General features: G+C 41.6%; 16 protein-coding genes. All 16 read left to right on the top strand.

Features of this window, described 5'->3' with window-relative positions:
- The 16 genes from wcaM to ugd all read left to right on the top strand — a co-directional run bounded on the left by wcaM (window position 1) and on the right by ugd (window position 19,775).
- Complete coding sequence (gene wcaM, locus RDN66_RS21050; protein ID WP_202217640.1) at window positions 1–1,395, top strand: colanic acid biosynthesis protein WcaM; 1,395 nt, start codon at window positions 1–3, stop codon at window positions 1,393–1,395.
- 133 nt (window positions 1,396–1,528) lie between these two features.
- Window positions 1,529–2,419: a UTP--glucose-1-phosphate uridylyltransferase GalF gene (gene galF, locus RDN66_RS21055; RefSeq protein ID WP_202217641.1), complete on the top strand. Its 891-nt coding sequence runs from the start codon at window positions 1,529–1,531 to the stop codon at window positions 2,417–2,419.
- 966 nt (window positions 2,420–3,385) lie between these two features.
- Window positions 3,386–4,285 carry a dTDP-4-dehydrorhamnose reductase gene (gene rfbD / locus RDN66_RS21060; protein ID WP_202217642.1) on the top strand — a complete coding sequence of 300 codons (900 nt, stop codon included), beginning with the start codon at window positions 3,386–3,388 and terminating at the stop codon, window positions 4,283–4,285.
- Between the two features lie 51 nt (window positions 4,286–4,336).
- Complete coding sequence (gene rfbA / locus RDN66_RS21065) at window positions 4,337–5,215, top strand: glucose-1-phosphate thymidylyltransferase RfbA (protein WP_202217643.1); 879 nt, start codon at window positions 4,337–4,339, stop codon at window positions 5,213–5,215.
- Window positions 5,216–5,218: 3 nt separating this feature from the next.
- A complete protein-coding gene (gene rfbC / locus RDN66_RS21070) occupies window positions 5,219–5,776 on the top strand; it encodes a dTDP-4-dehydrorhamnose 3,5-epimerase (protein WP_202217644.1) in 558 nt (185 codons plus the stop codon).
- The gene (locus tag RDN66_RS21075; RefSeq protein ID WP_202217645.1) at window positions 5,773–7,044 is read left to right on the top strand and encodes a flippase; all 1,272 of its coding nucleotides are present in this window, start codon (window positions 5,773–5,775) and stop codon (window positions 7,042–7,044) included. Before rfbC ends, RDN66_RS21075 begins: the two co-directional genes overlap by 4 nt.
- Before the next feature lie 56 nt (window positions 7,045–7,100).
- Window positions 7,101–7,907, top strand: coding sequence for a hypothetical protein (locus RDN66_RS21080; protein WP_202217646.1), 807 nt, complete (start codon window positions 7,101–7,103; stop codon window positions 7,905–7,907).
- A gap of 421 nt (window positions 7,908–8,328) precedes the next feature.
- Window positions 8,329–9,243: a hypothetical protein gene (locus RDN66_RS21085; protein ID WP_202217647.1), complete on the top strand. Its 915-nt coding sequence runs from the start codon at window positions 8,329–8,331 to the stop codon at window positions 9,241–9,243.
- Window positions 9,244–9,259: 16 nt separating this feature from the next.
- A complete protein-coding gene (locus tag RDN66_RS21090; protein ID WP_202217648.1) occupies window positions 9,260–10,387 on the top strand; it encodes a glycosyltransferase family 4 protein in 1,128 nt (375 codons plus the stop codon).
- Between the two features lie 39 nt (window positions 10,388–10,426).
- Window positions 10,427–11,533 (top strand): glycosyltransferase, encoded by a 1,107-nt coding sequence (locus tag RDN66_RS21095; RefSeq protein WP_202217649.1) that lies wholly within the window; start codon window positions 10,427–10,429, stop codon window positions 11,531–11,533.
- A 1-nt stretch (window position 11,534) separates the two neighbouring features.
- Window positions 11,535–12,956 carry a mannose-1-phosphate guanylyltransferase/mannose-6-phosphate isomerase gene (locus RDN66_RS21100; RefSeq protein ID WP_202217650.1) on the top strand — a complete coding sequence of 474 codons (1,422 nt, stop codon included), beginning with the start codon at window positions 11,535–11,537 and terminating at the stop codon, window positions 12,954–12,956.
- Complete coding sequence (locus RDN66_RS21105; RefSeq protein WP_202217651.1) at window positions 12,956–14,383, top strand: phosphomannomutase; 1,428 nt, start codon at window positions 12,956–12,958, stop codon at window positions 14,381–14,383. Before RDN66_RS21100 ends, RDN66_RS21105 begins: the two co-directional genes overlap by 1 nt.
- Before the next feature lie 80 nt (window positions 14,384–14,463).
- Entirely contained in the window at window positions 14,464–15,423 is a 960-nt protein-coding gene (locus tag RDN66_RS21110) for an acyltransferase family protein (RefSeq protein WP_308538165.1), read from the top strand.
- A gap of 250 nt (window positions 15,424–15,673) precedes the next feature.
- Window positions 15,674–17,080 carry an NADP-dependent phosphogluconate dehydrogenase gene (gndA, locus tag RDN66_RS21115; protein ID WP_202217653.1) on the top strand — a complete coding sequence of 469 codons (1,407 nt, stop codon included), beginning with the start codon at window positions 15,674–15,676 and terminating at the stop codon, window positions 17,078–17,080.
- Window positions 17,081–17,286: 206 nt separating this feature from the next.
- Window positions 17,287–18,306 carry a Wzz/FepE/Etk N-terminal domain-containing protein gene (locus RDN66_RS21120; protein ID WP_248538571.1) on the top strand — a complete coding sequence of 340 codons (1,020 nt, stop codon included), beginning with the start codon at window positions 17,287–17,289 and terminating at the stop codon, window positions 18,304–18,306.
- A 302-nt stretch (window positions 18,307–18,608) separates the two neighbouring features.
- Window positions 18,609–19,775, top strand: a complete 1,167-nt coding sequence (gene ugd / locus RDN66_RS21125; RefSeq protein WP_202217654.1) for a UDP-glucose 6-dehydrogenase — start codon at window positions 18,609–18,611, stop codon at window positions 19,773–19,775.
- The last annotated feature ends 8 nt before the right edge of the window (window positions 19,776–19,783 follow it).

Below are 19,783 nucleotides of genomic sequence, written 5' to 3' on the forward strand. Positions count from 1 at the left end.
ATGCGTACTTTGACTCGACGACACTTTCTGACGGCAGGCGCAACGCTTGCAGTCCTGCCATTACTGCCCGCCGTTTCCGCACGCGCAGCGGGGCAACCCGGCACCGTTGATATTCGGGACTACTACCGTGATGGCGACTGGATCCGTGCCTTCAACGAGGCTTTCAGTCATGGTGATACGGTCTCCGTTCCTGCCGGCGTCGTTTGCGACAATATTAATGCTGCCATCACGCTGCCGCCGGGTAAAACGCTGGCGGTTGCTGGCGCGTTGAAAGGCAACGGGCGCGGGCGGTTTATCCTGCAAGAGGGATGTAAGGTTAGCGGCAGCGGTGAGGCCAGTCTCTATAACATCACGCTCGATGTTCGCGGTAGTGACAGTACGATTGAAGGGCTGACACTCAGCGGCTATGGCCCGGTGGCGCAGATCTTTATCGGTGGAAAAGACAAACGCCAGATGAAGAACCTGAATATAACTCGTCTCACCATCACCAAAGCCAACTACGGCATCCTGCGACAGGGCTACCATAATCAGTGGGATGATGTCAGCATTACCCACTGTCATTTCAGCTACTTGCAAGGCGATGCCATTGAGTGGAACGTGGCGATTAACGACAACAATATCCTCATTTCTGACCACGTCATCGACCACATCGATTGTACCAACGGCAAAGTGAACTGGGGGATTGGCATTGGGCTAGCGGGTAGCACCTATAATAACGGCTACCCGGAGGACCAGGCGGTGAAGAACTTCGTTGTGGCGAATATTACGGGAAGCAACTGCCGTCAGTTGGTTCATGTTGAGAATGGGAAGCATTTCATTATTCGTAATGTTCAGGCAAAAAATATTACACCGGAATTCAGCAAGAAGGCGGGAATAGACAACGCCACCGTGGCAATCTACGGATGTGATAATTTCGTGATAGATGGTGTGGATATGGTTAATAGCGCGGGAATGCTTATTGGCTATGGTGTTATTAAAGGTAACTATTTGTCTATACCGCAAAATTTTCGGTTGAATAATATACAGCTTAATAATGAGAAAGCAGGTTCAAACCTGCGGGGGATACAGATCTCCTCAGGTAATGCCCAGTCCTTCGTCTCTATCACCAACCTGAATCTGCACTACGCCTCGCTGGCGCTGCACAACAAGCCACAGCATATTTTTATGCGTAATATCAATGTTATGCAGGTGGCTTCGCGTGAGCCCGCTCTGTCGCTAAACTTCGATTTGCGCAAGGATGTCCGTGGAAAATTTATGGCCAAACAGGACACGCTGCTATCGCTTGCACACATCAATGCCGTCAACGAAAAAGGGCAGCCCTCGGTGGATATCGACCTTATTGATCAACATGTTGTCAATTCTGAACGGCTTAATTTCTCACTGCCGCGCCGCTAGCGGCGATTCCCTCTTCATTCTCGGACTATATCCAGAGATTTCGCTGAGCCCAAAGGGATACTATGAGAAAACAGAGTGGATTAAACATGTTTAATCGCTATAATTCATCAACCGAATATAGGTGGACAAGATAATGGTTAATTTGAAAGCAGTCATTCCGGTAGCGGGCCTGGGCATGAATATGCTCCCAGCCACTAAGGCGATTCCAAAAGAGATGCTGCCGATCGTCGACAAGCCAATGGTTCAGTATATCGTTGACGAAGTGGTTGCTGCAGGGATCAAAGAAATCGTTCTGGTGACGCACGCTTCGAAGAACTCGGTGGAAAACCACTTTGACACCTCGTATGAACTGGAAGCGCTGCTGGAACAACGTGTTAAACGTCAGCTGCTGGCTGAAGTTCAGTCTATCTGTCCTCCTGGTGTCACCATTATGAACGTTCGTCAGGCTCAGCCGCTGGGCCTGGGACACTCTATTCTTTGCGCGCACCCGATCGTTGGCGATAACCCATTTGTGGTTGTGTTGCCAGACATCGTACTGGACAGCGCAAGCGCCGACCCACTGCGTTATAACCTTGCTGCAATGGTGGCGCGTTTCAATGAAACCGGGCGTAGTCAGGTGTTGGCGAAACGTATGCCGGGCGATCTGTCTGAGTACTCTGTCATAAAGACAAAAGAGCCTTTGGATGTGGAAGGCAAGGTGAGCCGTATCATCGACTTCATTGAAAAACCGGATCAACCACAAACGTTGGATTCCGACCTGATGGCTGTAGGTCGTTATGTTCTTTCTGCTGATATCTGGGCTGAACTCGCTAAGACCGTGCCGGGTGCATGGGGACGTATTCAACTGACCGATGCTATTGCTGAACTGGCTCAGAAGCAGTCTGTTGACGCGATGCTGATGACCGGTGAGAGCTATGATTGTGGGAAGAAGATGGGGTACATGCAGGCGTTTGTACAGTATGGGTTACGGAATCTGAAGGATGGGGCTAAGTTCAGGAAAGGAATTGAGAAGCTACTGGGCTAGTTAATTTTTAGAAAATTGTTACAAAATATTAGGAAGGCGACAGTAAACATCCCACTATTTATGCTTCGCGCAATGGAATGTTACTGTCGTTTTTTATTTGAAAAACAATGAATAAAGACGGCTCGGTCTGTATGGAGTACCGTAAACCCCATTAGATTTTCACTTGTTTCTGGATAGATTTGGTAAGACAATTGGTTACTAAATTTCAGATTACTTTGGAATAGCGGACGGGCTGGCTACATCTCAGATATTAAGCAAGTGCACTGGTAGCTTCTGAGCCAGGGGCGGTAGCATGCGTAAATATCAGAATGACTATATCTTACTGCCAGTAAGAAATGGCTTCTGCTTACAATATTCGGAATTAAAACGTGAAAATACTTGTGATCAGCGGACCTAGTTTCAATGGTGCTGCAGTCATTATCAACCTTATAAGAAATACATAAGGTTCTGTTGCGAATGTTGATAAATTGAAGTGAGCGGGTAACTTTTAATCACTTGCGGAAGTTACAGATAGCGAGTGCATAGCGTTGAACGTGTGGATATTTGTGATGCTACTAAGGTTACGTGCACATATTGGTCATTGGTGGATGACGAAGTGAAAAAATCTTTCGTTTTCATCATCTATCCATCGAGAAACGGCTTACGCCCCAAGTTCCCCTTATTCAACTGCTTAGGTACATAGTGATCGCCAGGTACATATTTACGACCTGCTTGATAAGATCGGGCAAACAGTTGCCTCATGCCGTGAGTTGGTAACGTGCGGTTCTGACCGATGGGGATATGATCGCCGTTATGCTATTGATCTTAACAAAATCAGTCGTGAACTGAGATGGAAGCTCGAGGAGACCTTTGGGTTGAGTATTCGTATGATAGTTCATTGGTATCTTGAAAACCCAATGTGGGTGGATAATATAAAAACGGTAACTATAAAATCTGGGTTGAGCAGAATTATGGAGAATGATAATAATGAATATTCTGCTGTTTGGTAAAACTGGACAGGTAGGCTGGGAATTACAGCGAGCACTTGCACCTCTCGGTACAGTGACCGCGGTTGATGTTAAATCAACCGTCTACTGTGGGGATTTTAGTAATCCAGAGGGGGTGGCAGAAACGGTTCGTGTAGTGCGCCCGAATATAATTGTTAACGCTGCAGCACATACAGCGGTTGATAAAGCTGAGTCAGAACGTGAGTTTGCCGAACTTCTCAACGCGACAAGCGTTGAAGCTATTGCTGTTGAAGCAGAAAAGCTTGGGGCGTGGCTAATCCATTACTCGACAGATTATGTCTTTCCTGGTTCGGGAGAAAAACCGTGGCTTGAAACCGATATTGCTGCGCCGATTAATGTATACGGTGAAACTAAACTGGCGGGGGAAAAGGCAATACAGAAAAACTGTAAAAAGCACCTAATTTTCCGCACCAGTTGGGTTTATGCAAGTAAGGGAAATAATTTTGCTAAGACCATGCTGCGTTTGGCTAAAGAACGCGCTGAACTATCGGTAATTAATGATCAATATGGCGCTCCTACCGGTGCGGAACTTCTGGCCGATTGTACTGCTCATGCCATTCGAGTTGCACAGCAAAATCCAGAGGTTTCAGGGTTATACCATCTGGTCGCTTCTGGCACTACCACATGGCATGACTATGCAAAGTTAGTTTTTGCTGAGGCAAAAAAAGCGGGCATTGAACTGGCGATTGAGAGAGTTAACGCAGTTGCGACTTCTGCCTATCCTACCCCAGCACGTAGACCAACAAATTCTCGTCTAAACACTGAAAAGTTTCAGCATCAATTTAACTTAGTTCTTCCTGACTGGGAGCTAGGTGTTAAACGTATGCTGGCGGAGTTGTTCACCACAACGACATTTTGAATTGACATGACTAATGCCTGAAAGCGGCATATTCAGTATATAGAGAAAATAATGACAACACGCAAAGGTATTATTCTGGCCGGAGGTTCCGGTACGCGCCTCTACCCGGTTACCATGGCCGTGAGCAAGCAACTGCTGCCCATTTACGATAAGCCAATGATTTATTACCCACTTTCAACACTGATGCTTGCTGGTATTCGTGATATTTTGATTATTAGTACGCCTCAAGATACACCACGTTTTGAGCAATTATTGGGTGACGGTAGTCAATGGGGTTTAAACTTGCACTATAAAGTTCAAGCTAGCCCTGATGGTTTAGCCCAGGCGTTTATCATTGGCGAAGAGTTTATTGGTAACGACAACTGTGCACTGGTTCTTGGCGATAATATTTTCTACGGTCATGATTTACCGAAGCAACTAGAGACCGCAGTCAATAAAGAGAGTGGTTCAACTGTCTTTGCATACCATGTTAACGATCCTAAACGTTATGGTGTTGTCGAATTTGACCGTAGCGGCACTGCGATATCGCTAGAAGAAAAACCGCTGGAGCCAAAAAGCAACTATGCGGTAACAGGGCTTTATTTCTATGATAATCGTGTAGTGGAGATGGCCAAGAGTCTAAAACCATCGCACCGCGGTGAACTGGAAATTACAGATATCAATCGTCTCTATCTGGAACAGGGTGATCTTTCTGTCGCTATGATGGGCCGTGGCTATGCTTGGCTCGATACCGGCACACATCAGAGCCTAATCGAAGCTAGTAACTTTATCCAAACCATTGAAGAGCGTCAGGGGCTAAAAGTTTCTTGTCCGGAAGAAATTGCTTTTCGGAAAGGGTTTATTGATGCCGCACAGGTTAAAAAATTGGCTACGCCACTTGCTAAAAATGCCTATGGTCAGTATCTGTTGAAAATAATTCAGGGTTATTAAGTAATGAATGTGAATGAAACCGTTATTCCCGACGTACTGATTTTTGAACCGAAGGTATTTGGTGATGACCGCGGGTTCTTTTTTGAAAGTTTTAACAAGCGTATATTTGAAGATACCATTGGTCGTCAGGTCGAGTTTGTTCAGGATAATCACTCAAAATCAAGCAAGGGTGTATTTCGAGGTCTACACTACCAATTAGATCCCCACGCGCAGGGCAAATTAGTTCGTTGTATTGCTGGTGAAGTTTTCGATATTGCTGTTGATATTCGAAAAACATCGGCCACATTTGGTCAATGGGTTGGTGTCAATCTTTCAGCTAGCAATAATCGTCAACTATGGATACCGGAGGGGTTTGCACATGGTTTTCTGGTCTTGAGTGAGACAGCTGAATTCGTCTATAAAACAACCAACTATTATCATCCTCTATCAGAACGTGCAATCAGGTATGATGATCCACAGCTCGACATCCAATTACCTTTTAACGCCAATTTAAAATTATCTCCTAAGGATGAAGCAGCTCTATATCTGAGTATGGTACCAGCAAATGAGCTTTTTGAATGAGCATAATAAAAAATAGTATCTGGAATCTCATCGGTTATGTGATTCCATCATTAATTGCTATACCTGCTCTAGGATATATGGCCAGAAAACTCGGGCCTGAGCTCTTTGGCATTTACACCATTGCAATAGCTGTCGTAGGTTACGCCGGTATCTTCGATATGGGATTAACCAGAGCAATCACTCGAGAGATTGCAATATATAGAACCAACTGGGATGAGAGAAAAAAAATAGTAGCTAGCGCAACTTTATTTCTACTCACCTTAAGTATCCTGGGTGGTTTTATTGTATTAATATTTTCCTCATCGATTGTTCACTTCCTGAATATATCAGCAACTGATTTCTCCGACATTAATAACTCGTTTAAATTGCTGGCCTTTTCCATTCCGCTTTTTTTACTCAATCAATTGTGGATAGCTATTCTGGAGGGGGATGAAAAATTCAAAGTAGTGAATATTCAGAAGTCATTCAGCAGTACTTTTATCGCAGGAATGCCGGCGCTATTTGTAATATATAATGGAACCTTACTTTCAGCAGTTGCTGGATTAGTTGTTTCGCGGATTATTTCGCTACTAATAGCCTTTGTGCTAGTTCGTAAAGAAATCATGCAGTCTGGCATGCAACCAGATGTAAAAACACTTAAGCGGCTTATTTTCTTCGGTGGTTGGATCACTGTCAGTAATATTATTAGTCCTGCTATGGTCTATTTTGACCGATTTATCATTTCGAATATGTTAGGCGCGAAGCATGTCGCGTTTTATTCGGGTCCGTCGGAAGCTATTTCTAGATTAGCTATCTTCCCCGCTGCTGTCGGAAGGGCCATCTTCCCAAAATTAAGCAGTGTTAAGCATCGTGATGAATTAAAAAAGAGCATTACTCTCTCTTGGTTGTTGATGTTTGCTGTCTGTGCTCCTGTTGTTATCATTGGCATAGTATTTTCGGAGAATATATTAAATTTGTGGTTAGGTGCAAATTATGCACTTCACTCAAAAAATATATTGATTATTTTATTGGTAGGTTTTCTTTTTAATGCCCTTGCACAAGTGCCTTTTGCGGCCATTCAATCAGCAGGTAAAGCTAAAATTACTGCTTTGCTGCACTGTGTTGAGATTATACCTTATTTCATCATGCTCTACTTTTTTGTACAACATTATGGATTGACGGGAGTTGCTTTTGCCTGGAGTATTAGAGTTATCGCGGATTGCGCTATTTTGACGTTTATTAACCAGCGGCTGTTGAATCGACAAGTAAGTGTAGTTGAACCTACATAAATGTTGATACTAACAGCGTTATTACTAAATATTTCATTAAAAGCAATAAGATAACCATGAAAGTTAATATTATAGTTGCACTATACTATCCGCATTATTATGGAAAAGTCAGAAAAGAAATATTTGCAATATTCAAAAACACTGATTTAAATATTGTTTTCGTTGATAATAGTAGCAAAATTTTACCTGAGAATGAACCAGCGCCTAACGTCCAATGGCTCAAAGGTAGCAACACCGCGGGCGAGTTCTCTGCGTGGGATGAAGGCTATTCGCTACTTGAGCAGGGCAATACAATAGATAACGATGATATCGTTATATTTATGAACGATACATTCTGCCATCATCGTTTCTTTACCATCTATGATAGGATTTTGTACCGCAGGGCTGTTAAACATTGTAGCCTTAAGGGCGTTTATGGTGAATTAAATAGTACTGGGAAAATATTTGCGATACATCAAGTACCATTTGCGGCCTGGATGTCATCTTATGTTTTTCTGGGGCGTAGAGAAAACATTATAAAATTACTTCCATTAAATAGCACGTCGACCATTAGTGAAGAATCGTTTTCTGAGATTGGACATGATTTAACAAATAAGAAGGTGAACATTCCATTCTTCTCAGATGATCTTAATCAGCATCTTAGTAATTGGTTATTCCCAACTAATGAGAACGGTTGGTATAATGCGGGTAAAATATCTGGAAACCAGCTGTTATTTAAATTAAAAGCTATTATCAATGAAAAGCTATTAACTTATAATGCAATAAATAACAATCTGGATGTGAATGATATATATCAGGGTAAAATAAACAGAATTTATAATTCGGTGCGAAATAAACTCTTTATTTATTTTAATAAAAAATAATTAAATATAAGAGGGATTATTTATGGACGTAAATAGTAGTTTAATAAGCACTCGGGCAAGAGAATGTTATAGGTTTTCGTCACTGTGTTTACTATGCATCTTACTGTCGATGGTCTTTAATGATCTATCTACGCAGAATACATTAGGTACCCTTGGCGCAAGTCCAATGTGGGCTGTATCAATAGTCATTTTCGTGCTTATTCTTACTAGAAGCCAATTTCGCCTCTACTTAGATAAGTATAGTCGTTACTTTCTGTCGTTTTATATAGCGACGTTTCTCATTTCTATCATTCAGTGCATTTATTATTTCTTTATTAAGGGTGAAGCATTAAATCAATACGGCGTATCCGTATTCAATAAGCATATATTTGCTTCGTCTTATTATCTTTTTTATTTTTTAGTTATTTATTGTTCAAACTTTGTGATGCGTACAGTATCCGGGAGTTTTTTAAGAAAATCGATCATTTCAATCTCGGTTCTTCTAAGTTGTGTAATTGCAATTGAGAGCATTGCCCCTGAGCTATTATCACCTTTCCATCTGAGTATGGACGGGTACATTTTTGGTCCTCGTTTACGTTTGCTTTCACCAGAGCCTTCGATTGCCGCTTTTACGTTTAATATATTCTTGCTGCTTGCAATTATGCTAAGCAACCTTAACCCTGTCAGGTATTTATTTTGGGGGTTGTTGCTTATTGGAAATATATTGATTGGTTCCAAGGCTTCTCTGATGTTGATAATGGTTAGTGGTATTTTAGTTTTCTATTTTAATATGACATTAATGCAGAAACTTAAATCACTTATTGGACTTATTCCTATCATTGGCTTAGTAATATATATTTTTATTCACAATGTAATGCCTGCGTTAATTGTTGATATAGATAGATACACCAGTGTCAGCACCCGATTGATTACATCACTTTGGGCCTTGTGTAGTTTATTCTATTTTCCGTTAGGTGAGGGGTATGGTACCTATACGGTATGGTTTGCTCAACCATTAAAGATGGCAACTAATCTGGCTAATAACTTAGTGTCGTTTCCACTTAATATGTCCGAAATTAATGACATGGTCAGTAGTGGGGATTATCTATCTGCAAAGTCTGGGATTCTTTTTTCAGTTATTCACAGTGGTTTTTTAGCTATTATTTTCTACTATATTATTTTTAGAAATTCGTTCCGAGATGTGCAAGTTATTGATATCAGCTATTATCAAAAAACATTGTTGAGAGTGGTGCTTTGGTATTCTCTGCTATCGATTTTATTAGCTGTCAACATGGAGGTTCTATATTCATTTTTATTACCTTTTATTGTCGTAAACTATCTAAAATCAAACTCATAAAGAATAAGTGATAATAATGGAAAAATTGTTATATATATCAATGTCTCTGGAAAATTCTAATTATGGTGGAAGCATTGTTTCGCGAGCAAATTTAAAAGCATTACAAGCTATTGAATATCTGCAAATAAAAGAAATTGCAATTGTTAGAAGAAAAGAAGGTACATATAGTTGGGAATTACTAGCTAAGAATTCAAAAATCCAGACTGCTTTAAACAATTTTCGAGGATATGCTGGTAGGTTAAATACTGGAATCTATAGTAGGATCAAAGAGATTGTGAAAGAGTATAAACCAACAATCCTTTATCTTGATTCTAGCTTGCTCGGCAGCATAGCTGAATGGTGTAAAGAGCTATACCCAACTATCAGAATAGTGACTTTTTTTCATAATACAGAAGTCGATTTTGAAAAAGGTCGTCTTAAGAGTGGAAAAATCCATTTCCTACCATCTTTATTCTCAACTGCACGTGCGGAAAAAAAAGCAGTCAAATACAGTGATGTGTTGATAGCACTGCACCAGACTGATTCAAATCGACTTTATGAGCTTTATCAGAGGAAAGCTGACTTTTGTGTACCCGTTTGTATTGTAGATGACCCGATTGCTGATGAGTCTTTTTATACCGAGCCTAATATTTTAACAAAGCCGTTTGTCGTTGGGTTTATCGGTACTGCATTCTACGCCAATATAGAAGCTGCAGAATATATTTCACAAAACATTGCACCTGCATTTATCGATGATAATCAGGTCCAGTTTGCTGTTGCTGGATCTGGTTTTGATGCATATGCACATAAACTGAATAAGCCTAATCTTATAACATCTGGTTATATCGAGTCACTACAAGAGTTTTATCAGAATGTTGATGTAATAATATCACCGATCTCGATAGGGGGAGGCATGAAAGTTAAAATCGCCGAAGCATTAAGATATAATAAGAAAGTTATTGCTTCTCCATTTACTTTGATTGGTTACGAACAGACCCTGTCTTGCCCAGATGTAATCAGCTGTAACAGTCTGGATGAATATGTTTCAGCAATTAAAAAATTAAAAAACCTTCGCACTATAGAATCATCAACAAGAGAGCTATTTAAAAAATATTACTCAGATTCCGCATGTGTAGAACATTTTAAGAATCTATTTAAGAGATAGTTTTTTACAACGGTTATTTTATGTTTTAAAGAGGTTTAAGTGCGAATTCTCGAAGTCAGTAAGTTATATCCTCCATTTTGGGGTGGGATCGAGACCGTTGTTTACGATATATCAACGGTTTTAAGACAAAAAGAACATAACGTTGATGTGTTGTGTGTATCTGATAAAAACAAATCGACTAAAGAAATTGTAGATGGTGTCAATGTTTATCGCTGTGGTAGTTTTGCCCATCTCGCAAGTACCTATCTTTCTTTCAAATTCATCAAGGTCTGGAGGAAAATTAGAAATAATTATGATGTTATTCATGTTCATTTGCCGAATCCACTTGCAGTCCTTGCTATTGTCTTATTCAAACCACAGAAGGGTTGCAAAATAATTGTTCATTGGCATAGCGATATTGTAAAACAAAAATATCTTAAAATACCGTTTATTCCTTTGGAGCGGTGGTTACTGAATCGGTCATCCAAAATTATCGCGACTAGTCAGATTTATGCAGATGCTTCACAAGACCTTAAAAAATTTCTTAGCAAAGTTGAAATTATTCCGATTGGTATTGATGAAGAGAGAATGGTAGCAGCACCTGAAGCGATTGAACGGATTAGACAACGTTATACAGATAAGTTTGTTATCTTTGCTTTGGGTCGCCATGTCTACTATAAAGGGTTTGAATATCTTCTCGATGCGGCAAAATATCTTGATGATAAATATATTATACTGCTTGGTGGTCAGGGAGAGTTAACCCCGAGGTTGCAAGAGAAGATCAAACAGCATAATCTTGATGAAAAAGTGAAATTGCTAGGGAAGATATCGGCTGAAGAATTACCGGCCTACTTCAGTGCAGCAGATGTATTCTGTCTTCCTTCCGTCGAACGTTCTGAAGCTTATGGTGTAGTACAGCTAGAAGCGATGGCTTGCGGTACGCCTGTTATATCAACTAACATCAAGGGCTCAGGGGTATCTTGGGTAAATAAGCACGGTATTACAGGGATAGTTGTACCCGTTAAAGATTCCAAAGCTCTTGCAGATAGCTTTAATTATCTGTACGAACATCCCATCAACAGAAATCAAGTTCAAGAATTTTTTATACAACATTATACTAGATCAAAAATGGTTGATTATTTTATCAAGGTAGTTGTGAGAGCTTAATATGAAAATATTACCAGTTGTTATGGCCGGTGGTTCGGGTACGCGGCTATGGCCGCTTTCACGCTCTTTCTACCCCAAGCAGTTTTTATCGTTGGTTGATGATACGACTCTATTACAGGCCACGTTACTTCGTCTCAATAGTCTGGAATGCGCACCTCCTCTCATTATCAGTAATAACCAGCATCGGTTTATTGTGGCTGAGCAGCTTTGTCAGGCTGGAATTGCGGATTTTGACATAATATTGGAACCTGTTGGTCGTAATACCGCACCAGCTATCGCTCTTGCCGCTTTCCATGCACTAAAAAATGGTGACGATCCGATTATGCTGATATTGGCCGCCGACCATGTTATCCAGAACACTAAAGCATTCTGTAGCAGTATAACCTTGGCCCAGACTCAGGCAGAAAAGGGCAAAATGGTAACCTTTGGTATCGTACCATCCCGAGCAGAAACAGGTTATGGTTACATTCGACAGGGAGAGGCTGTTGCTAAATCTGTCTATAAGGTTAATGAGTTCGTTGAAAAACCTGATCTAGTGACAGCGGAGACCTATTTGCGTGATGGCCATTATTTGTGGAATAGTGGCATGTTCATGTTTAGAGCCAGTGTTTATCTAGCTGAACTGGAAAGATTCCGTCCAGATATTTTTAACGCTTGTAAGCTAGCGATGGCGGGGGCAACGGTAGATCTTGATTTTATCCGTCTCGAAAAAGATGTATTTTCTGCTTGTCCAGACGATTCCGTTGATTATGCCGTAATGGAGAAAACGAAACACAGTGTTGTCGTTCCTATGGATGCCCAGTGGTGTGACGTTGGTTCATGGAATTCACTGTGGGAAATTTCCAGTAAAGATTGTAACGGTAACGTGACACATGGTGATGTGATCAACCACAACGGCAGCAATAACTATATTTATGCCGAAAACTCATTAGTTGCAACCATCGGTGTTGATGATCTTGTGGTTATCCAGACAAAAGATGCGTTATTGATTGCAAAGCAAGATAGTGTTCAGGATATCAAAAAGATTGTTGATGTCCTCAAGCATGAAAATCGTATTGAACATCTCCGCCATCGCGAGGAATATCGCCCATGGGGACGGTATGATTCTGTTGACCAAGGGGGACGCTACCAGGTTAAACGCATCACCGTGAAGCCGGGCGAACGAATATCAACACAAATGCATTATCACCGTGCCGAACATTGGGTAGTGGTATCAGGTACTGCGAGGGTTACACGTGGTGATGATATTTTCCTTGTTTCTGAGAATGAGTCGACTTTTATTCCAGTTGGCGTTGTGCATACGCTGGAAAACCCGGGTAAAGTTCCGCTCGAGGTTATTGAAATTCAATCAGGAACGTATCTTGGCAGTGACGATATTGTGCGGTTTGATGATAAATATGGCCGAGTGAAGGACAATAAATAATGTTAAATTCTAGACATGTCATTGAAAATAGCGATATTGAGTTTGGTACTAGTGGGGCGAGAGGATTAGTTGTTGATTTTAAGCCTGAGGTATGTGCCGCGTTTGCGCATTCATTCATTGATGTAATGGCAAAGGATTTCACTTTTGATACCATTGCCCTGGCCATTGATAACCGACCAAGCAGCTACGCTATGGCACAAGCCTGTGCTCAGGCCATTATCGATAAGGGCATCAAAGTTGCTTACTATGGTGTAATTCCTACGCCGGCATTGGCTAATCAATCCTTGCAAGACAAGATCCCCGCCATTATGGTCACGGGGAGTCACATTCCTTTCGATCGTAATGGACTGAAATTTTACCGTCCTGATGGTGAAATAACGAAGGCCGATGAACTCAGTATTTTACAATGCGAGTCTGCTTTTAGCTTTGTGCCATCGCCGCCTGACTTGATTACGTCTCCGGGTGCAGCAGATAATTATATCAAGCGCTATACGTCATTGTTCCCGCTTAATATGTTTGTAGGAAAGCGAGTGGGAATTTATGAGCACTCCAGCGCTGGACGTGATCTCTATGCTAGGATTTTCACTCAACTTGGTGCTGAAGTAATTAGTATTGGTAGAAGTGATAAATTCGTGCCAATAGATACTGAAGCTGTAGCTGAGGAAGATAGAGTAAAAGCGCGCCAATGGTCGGTAGAGTTCGAACTTGATGCAATATTTTCAACCGATGGCGACGGCGATCGCCCGTTGGTTGCTGACGAAAAGGGCGAATGGTTGCGTGGCGATATCCTAGGACTGCTTTGTGCCAAAGTCCTTCGTATCGAAGGATTGGCTATTCCAGTCAGTTGCAATACAGCGATTGAAAAATCACGGTTTTTCAAGTATATAGAATTAACAAAAATTGGTTCACCATATGTTATCGAAGCTTTTAATTTTCTTAAAGCGAGTTTTTCTCGTGTTGCTGGCTTTGAAGCTAATGGTGGCTTTTTGTTGGGCAGTGACGTCTCTTTTGGCGGAAATACAATTACAGCATTGCCGACGCGCGACGCCGTCCTACCGTTTCTTATGGTATTTGCCGGTGCGGTGACAGCAAATACTTCAGTTTCAAGTTTGTTAATTTCTTTACCGCAACGCTTCACATATTCAAACCGTATACAGAGTTTTTCAAAAGCACTCAGTAACCAAATTATTGCTGGCGCGCAGCAAGACCCTCTTGCATTTGTACATTCTCTTGGTGTTAACAAAAGCGTTAAAAGCGTGGATTTAACTGATGGTATGCGTATCTTGCTAAGCGATGATGACGTGATTCATCTGCGCCCATCGGGAAATGCACCAGAATTACGTTGTTATGCAGAAAGCAGTAGTGTTTCAAATGCTACCAAACTGGTTGAAATCGCACTGGATAAATTAACAAAACTATCGCTGTAGTGTGTATTCTGCAATGCATCTAAACAGGATGATAGTATTTGTTGTCCTGTCTACTGTCACCTTGTTGATATAAAATTATTATGATTGCAAAAAGAATGCAGGGTATTGAGATTCTGAGAGTCTTTGCTATATTCATGGTGGTTTTAATTCATTCGACACCAGAGTATAAGGTCGATGCTAATTCCAATGCCGCAGCATTGATGTGGCAATCAGTATCACGTGCGGGATTTATTTCATTTTTTTTAATTAGTGGGTATTTTGCGCTTAATGAGAAAATTACTAACCTGAAAATTTACTATTACAATAGATTAATCACTATAGTTATACCGTTTTTAATTTATGCATATATCCATTATTTTATGGTGCATTTTAACTTTGGACGAGCGGAACATGCACTGTCAGGTTTTTTTTCATTAGCTACCATCACTGACTTCTTGCATGCGGTTATGATTGGCCCTATTCATAATAGCTCAATGTTCGTTTCTCTGCATTACTGGTTCGTATACTGGATCATTGGTGCTTATGCCGTTGCTCCCTTCGTCGGTTATATTACACAGAGAATAGAACCAGATAACCGCCTCAAAGCAATCTCATTCTTACTTGTGATTAGTTGGATTCCACTTTACTTGAATCGCTACTTCCCTGAGTGGAATGTTATTCCCACACCTTATATTACTGATGGTTGGTTTGTCTATTTTCTCATTGGTGGTTTGCTTAACGGTTTGGAACTTTCTAGATATAGGAAAAATGCTTACATATTGGCTATCGTCGGATATTTTATGACAATCACATTTACATTAGTTAATTTTAATGTATTGGGAAATAATCAGACGCCTTATGGTATTGATATAAACATGGTGTTTTGTGCTGGTGGTTTGTTTATTCTATTTCAAACTCTTCGGGAGTCGATGATAACGCGATGGGTTGCAAAGGTATCTAAACATACATACGGAATTTATCTAACTCATGTTTTTATAATGTATGCAGTTAGTGGGGTCACAAAAAAATTATCCACAGTGATATTATTAACTCTGTATTAACCGCGGTCGTTGCTTTTACGTTGGCATTAATATTTACCCTAATCATTGATAATCTATTTGTCCTAAAGTTATTAACGAAAATGAAACTAAACAAAAAATGATGGTTGTATTTATTTTATCACGTTTGACGATATTTTGAACATTCGAAACATAGAATCATGCTATTCAAATGTGCCTAAGATAGGTTAACATCACATGAGTATTTGCCTGCGTAATGATCCGCAGTAACCACACCTGACAGGAGTATGTAATGTCCAAGCAACAAATCGGCGTCGTCGGTATGGCAGTGATGGGGCGTAATCTGGCGCTCAACATCGAAAGCCGTGGTTATACCGTCTCTGTTTTCAACCGCTCCCGTGAAAAGACTGAAGAAGTGATTGCCCAGAACCCTGGCAAGAAGCTGGTGCCTTATTATACGGTGAAAGAGTTTGTTGAATCCCTCGAGACGCCTCGTCGCATCCTGTTAATGGTGAAAGCAGGAGCGGGTACCGACGCTGCTATCGATTCCCTGAAGCCGTACCTTGATAAAGGCGACATCATCATTGATGGCGGCAACACCTTCTTCCAGGACACCATTCGTCGTAACCGTGAACTGTCTGCTGAAGGCTTCAACTTCATCGGTACCGGTGTTTCCGGTGGTGAAGAGGGCGCGCTGAAAGGCCCATCTATCATGCCTGGCGGCCAGAAAGAAGCTTACGAGCTGGTTGCGCCAATTCTGACTAAGATTGCTGCAGTCGCTGAAGATGGCGAACCTTGCGTAACTTACATCGGCGCTGACGGTGCGGGTCACTACGTGAAAATGGTTCACAACGGTATCGAGTACGGCGACATGCAGCTGATTGCTGAAGCTTACTCCCTGCTGAAAGGTGGCCTGAATCTGTCTAACGAAGAGCTGGCAACCACCTTCACCGAGTGGAACGAAGGTGAGCTGAGCAGCTATCTGATCGACATCACCAAAGATATCTTCACCAAGAAAGACGAAGAAGGTAAATACCTGGTTGATGTGATTCTGGACGAAGCGGCAAACAAAGGTACCGGCAAATGGACCAGCCAGAGCTCTCTGGATCTGGGTGAGCCGCTGTCTCTTATCACCGAATCCGTGTTCGCACGTTACATCTCCTCCCTGAAAGACCAGCGCGTTGCGGCAGCTAAAGTGCTGTCTGGCCCGCAGGCGAAACTGGCTGGCGATAAAGCAGAATTCGTTGAGAAAGTGCGTCGCGCACTGTACCTGGGCAAAATCGTCTCCTATGCACAGGGATTCTCTCAGCTGCGTGCCGCGTCTGACGAATACAATTGGGATCTGAACTACGGCGAAATCGCGAAGATCTTCCGTGCGGGTTGCATCATTCGTGCACAGTTCCTGCAGAAAATTACCGATGCGTATGCTGAAAACAAAGGTATTGCAAACCTGCTACTGGCACCGTATTTCAAAAATATCGCTGATGAATACCAGCAGGCGCTGCGTGACGTTGTTGCTTATGCGGTTCAGAACGGTATTCCGGTTCCAACCTTCTCTGCAGCCGTCGCGTACTACGACAGCTACCGTTCTGCGGTGCTGCCTGCGAACCTGATTCAGGCTCAGCGTGACTACTTCGGTGCGCATACTTATAAACGCACTGATAAAGAAGGTGTATTCCATACTGAATGGTTGGATTAATAAATAAATAAACATAGCCTGGGGTTTACCCAGGCTATACTCAAGATGAGCAAATGTATCCATATAAATTATTTATTCATTATTTGTTGATATTCTATTATTCTTTGACGTAACGCTTTATTTATAGTGTTTACTATAAAGAGTGGCGTATTTTCATTACACATTAATATACTGAAAGCACTTGATAACATATAGGTTGATGCAACATGAATCAAAAATCAGTGAAAGACATTTCGAATGATGAAAAACAGAGTGAAGTGGATCTGATTAAAGTTGCGATGAGACTATGGCGTGGAAAATGGACTGTTCTTTTTTGCGTTATTATATCATTGGCTACTTGTATGATATATTTGAAACATTCAAAAGAAAAATGGGTCTCAAGTGCATTAATAACTAGGCCAGCAGTAGGAGAAATATCTCCATATATTGATATTTTAGGTATTATATATGGTGAGGATGCGCCTAAAATTAGTGATAGTCAGAAGTTGTTTTTGGAACAATTCAAATCATCATTATATACATTGTCGTTGGATTATATGGGGAGGACTAGTGATGTTATTAGCTTTGATACGCTAGATATCGACCAGGCTAAAAATGCTGCATTGTCCCCCCTTGCTCCAACATTGCCTTTTAGAATTTCATACATGGTGCAGAGAGGCTCTGCAGAAGAGGCTCAAAGATCTCTAATTAGTTTGATTCATAATGCCAATGACGTTGCAACTGAGCGGCTAAAGAAAGATTTGGTGGCCTCATTAAATCACAAACTCTTCTTGCTAAAGAATGAGTTGTTAATTCAAAAGAATTTGGCCGCAGAAAAAAAACTACAGCGTGTGTCTGATGTCGAACAATCTTTAAAATTAGCAAATGAATTAAATATTAAAAAATCGAAAGCTGGCTTTGCTGAATACGTTAGCAACGATAAGCTTTTTATGCTTGGTAGCGATAATTTAGAACTTCTTTTGCAAAATTATAAAAATAGCCCTGTGGTACTTTCTGATAAATATTACGCTGTAGACAATAAAATAAAAATATTGGAGTCAGTCGACATTAAAAATATCAACATTGGTTCTTATGACTATTTAATGAGGCCTTTCTTGCCAACTGTAAGTATGGGCCCTAAAAAAATACCACTAATAGCTTTTTCCATTCTATTTGGTTGCATGCTGGGTGCTATAGTTGTATTAGGCTACGGTGCATTCAGAAAATATTGGTTAGAAAAAGCCTAAGAAAAACTGAGTCGCTTAGTTAATGCTCTTATGTTTAGTCGGTTTATTTTAGGGGGTTAGAGAAACTGAGACTCTGTTACAGAGTGTTTATAATTGAATAATTATATAATTCAGCATTGTGGTCGTGCTCACTAGCGTTTCTCCTAAAAATGTCAATACTAGGCTAACTCTTATCGGCCCAAGTTCAATTCAGTTTATACTTGCAGGGTTATTACTGAATGATCACTATATTTGGTGACAAATCAAGTAATATCGATGATGCATTCACCCTAAATGTTTAACCGGAAGAAGTTACACAACGAATGAAGATAACTATTTCAGGAACAGGTTACGTAGGTTTATCGAACGGTATTCTGATTGCCCAGCACCATGAAGTGGTGGCGCTGGATATCGTGCAGGCCAAAGTCGATATGCTGAATCAGAAGAAATCGCCGATTGTCGATAAAGAGATTGAAGAGTATCTGGCGACGAAATCGCTGAATTTCCGCGCGACGACCGATAAGCATGATGCTTACCGCGACGCCGATTTCGTGATTATTGCCACGCCGACCGACTACGATCCGAAAACCAACTACTTCAACACCGCAAGCGTTGAATCAGTTATCCGTGACGTAACGGAAATCAACCCGAAAGCGGTGATGATCATCAAGTCGACCATTCCTGTTGGTTTTACAAACTCTATTAAAAAGCAGCTCGGTATTGATAACGTCTTCTTCTCGCCTGAGTTTTTGCGCGAAGGCCGTGCGCTGTACGACAACCTGCATCCGTCCCGCATCGTTATCGGTGAGCGTTCAGAGCGTGCCGAGCGTTTTGCGGCACTGCTGCAGGAAGGGGCGATTAAGAAAGACATCCCGACGCTGTTTACTGATTCGACCGAAGCCGAAGCTATTAAGCTGTTTGCGAATACCTATCTGGCAATGCGCGTGGCCTACTTCAACGAACTGGATAGCTATGCGGAAAGCCTGGGTCTGAACTCCCGCCAGATTATCGAAGGGGTCTGCCTGGATCCCCGTATTGGCAACCATTACAACAACCCATCGTTTGGCTACGGCGGCTACTGCCTGCCGAAAGATACCAAACAGCTGCTGGCCAACTACGCTGCGGTCCCCAATAACATTGTGGGCGCGATTGTGGATGCTAACCGTACCCGTAAAGATTTCATCGCTGATTCTATTCTGGCACGTAAGCCGAAAGTGGTCGGTGTATATCGCCTGGTCATGAAGTCAGGCTCGGACAACTTCCGTGCCTCCTCGATTCAGGGGATCATGAAGCGCATTAAAGCGAAAGGTATCCCGGTTATCGTGTACGAGCCGGTGATGGAAGAGGATGAATTCTTTAATTCTCGCGTTGTTCGCGACCTGGATGCGTTTAAACAGGAAGCTGATGTCATCATTTCTAACCGTATGGCGGAAGAATTGTCAGACGTCGCGGAGAAGGTATATACCCGCGATCTGTTTGGGAATGATTGATTGTTGAT

The sequence above is a fragment of the uncultured Kluyvera sp. genome, assembly GCF_902485085.1.
GTDB lineage: Bacteria > Pseudomonadota > Gammaproteobacteria > Enterobacterales > Enterobacteriaceae > Kluyvera > Kluyvera ascorbata.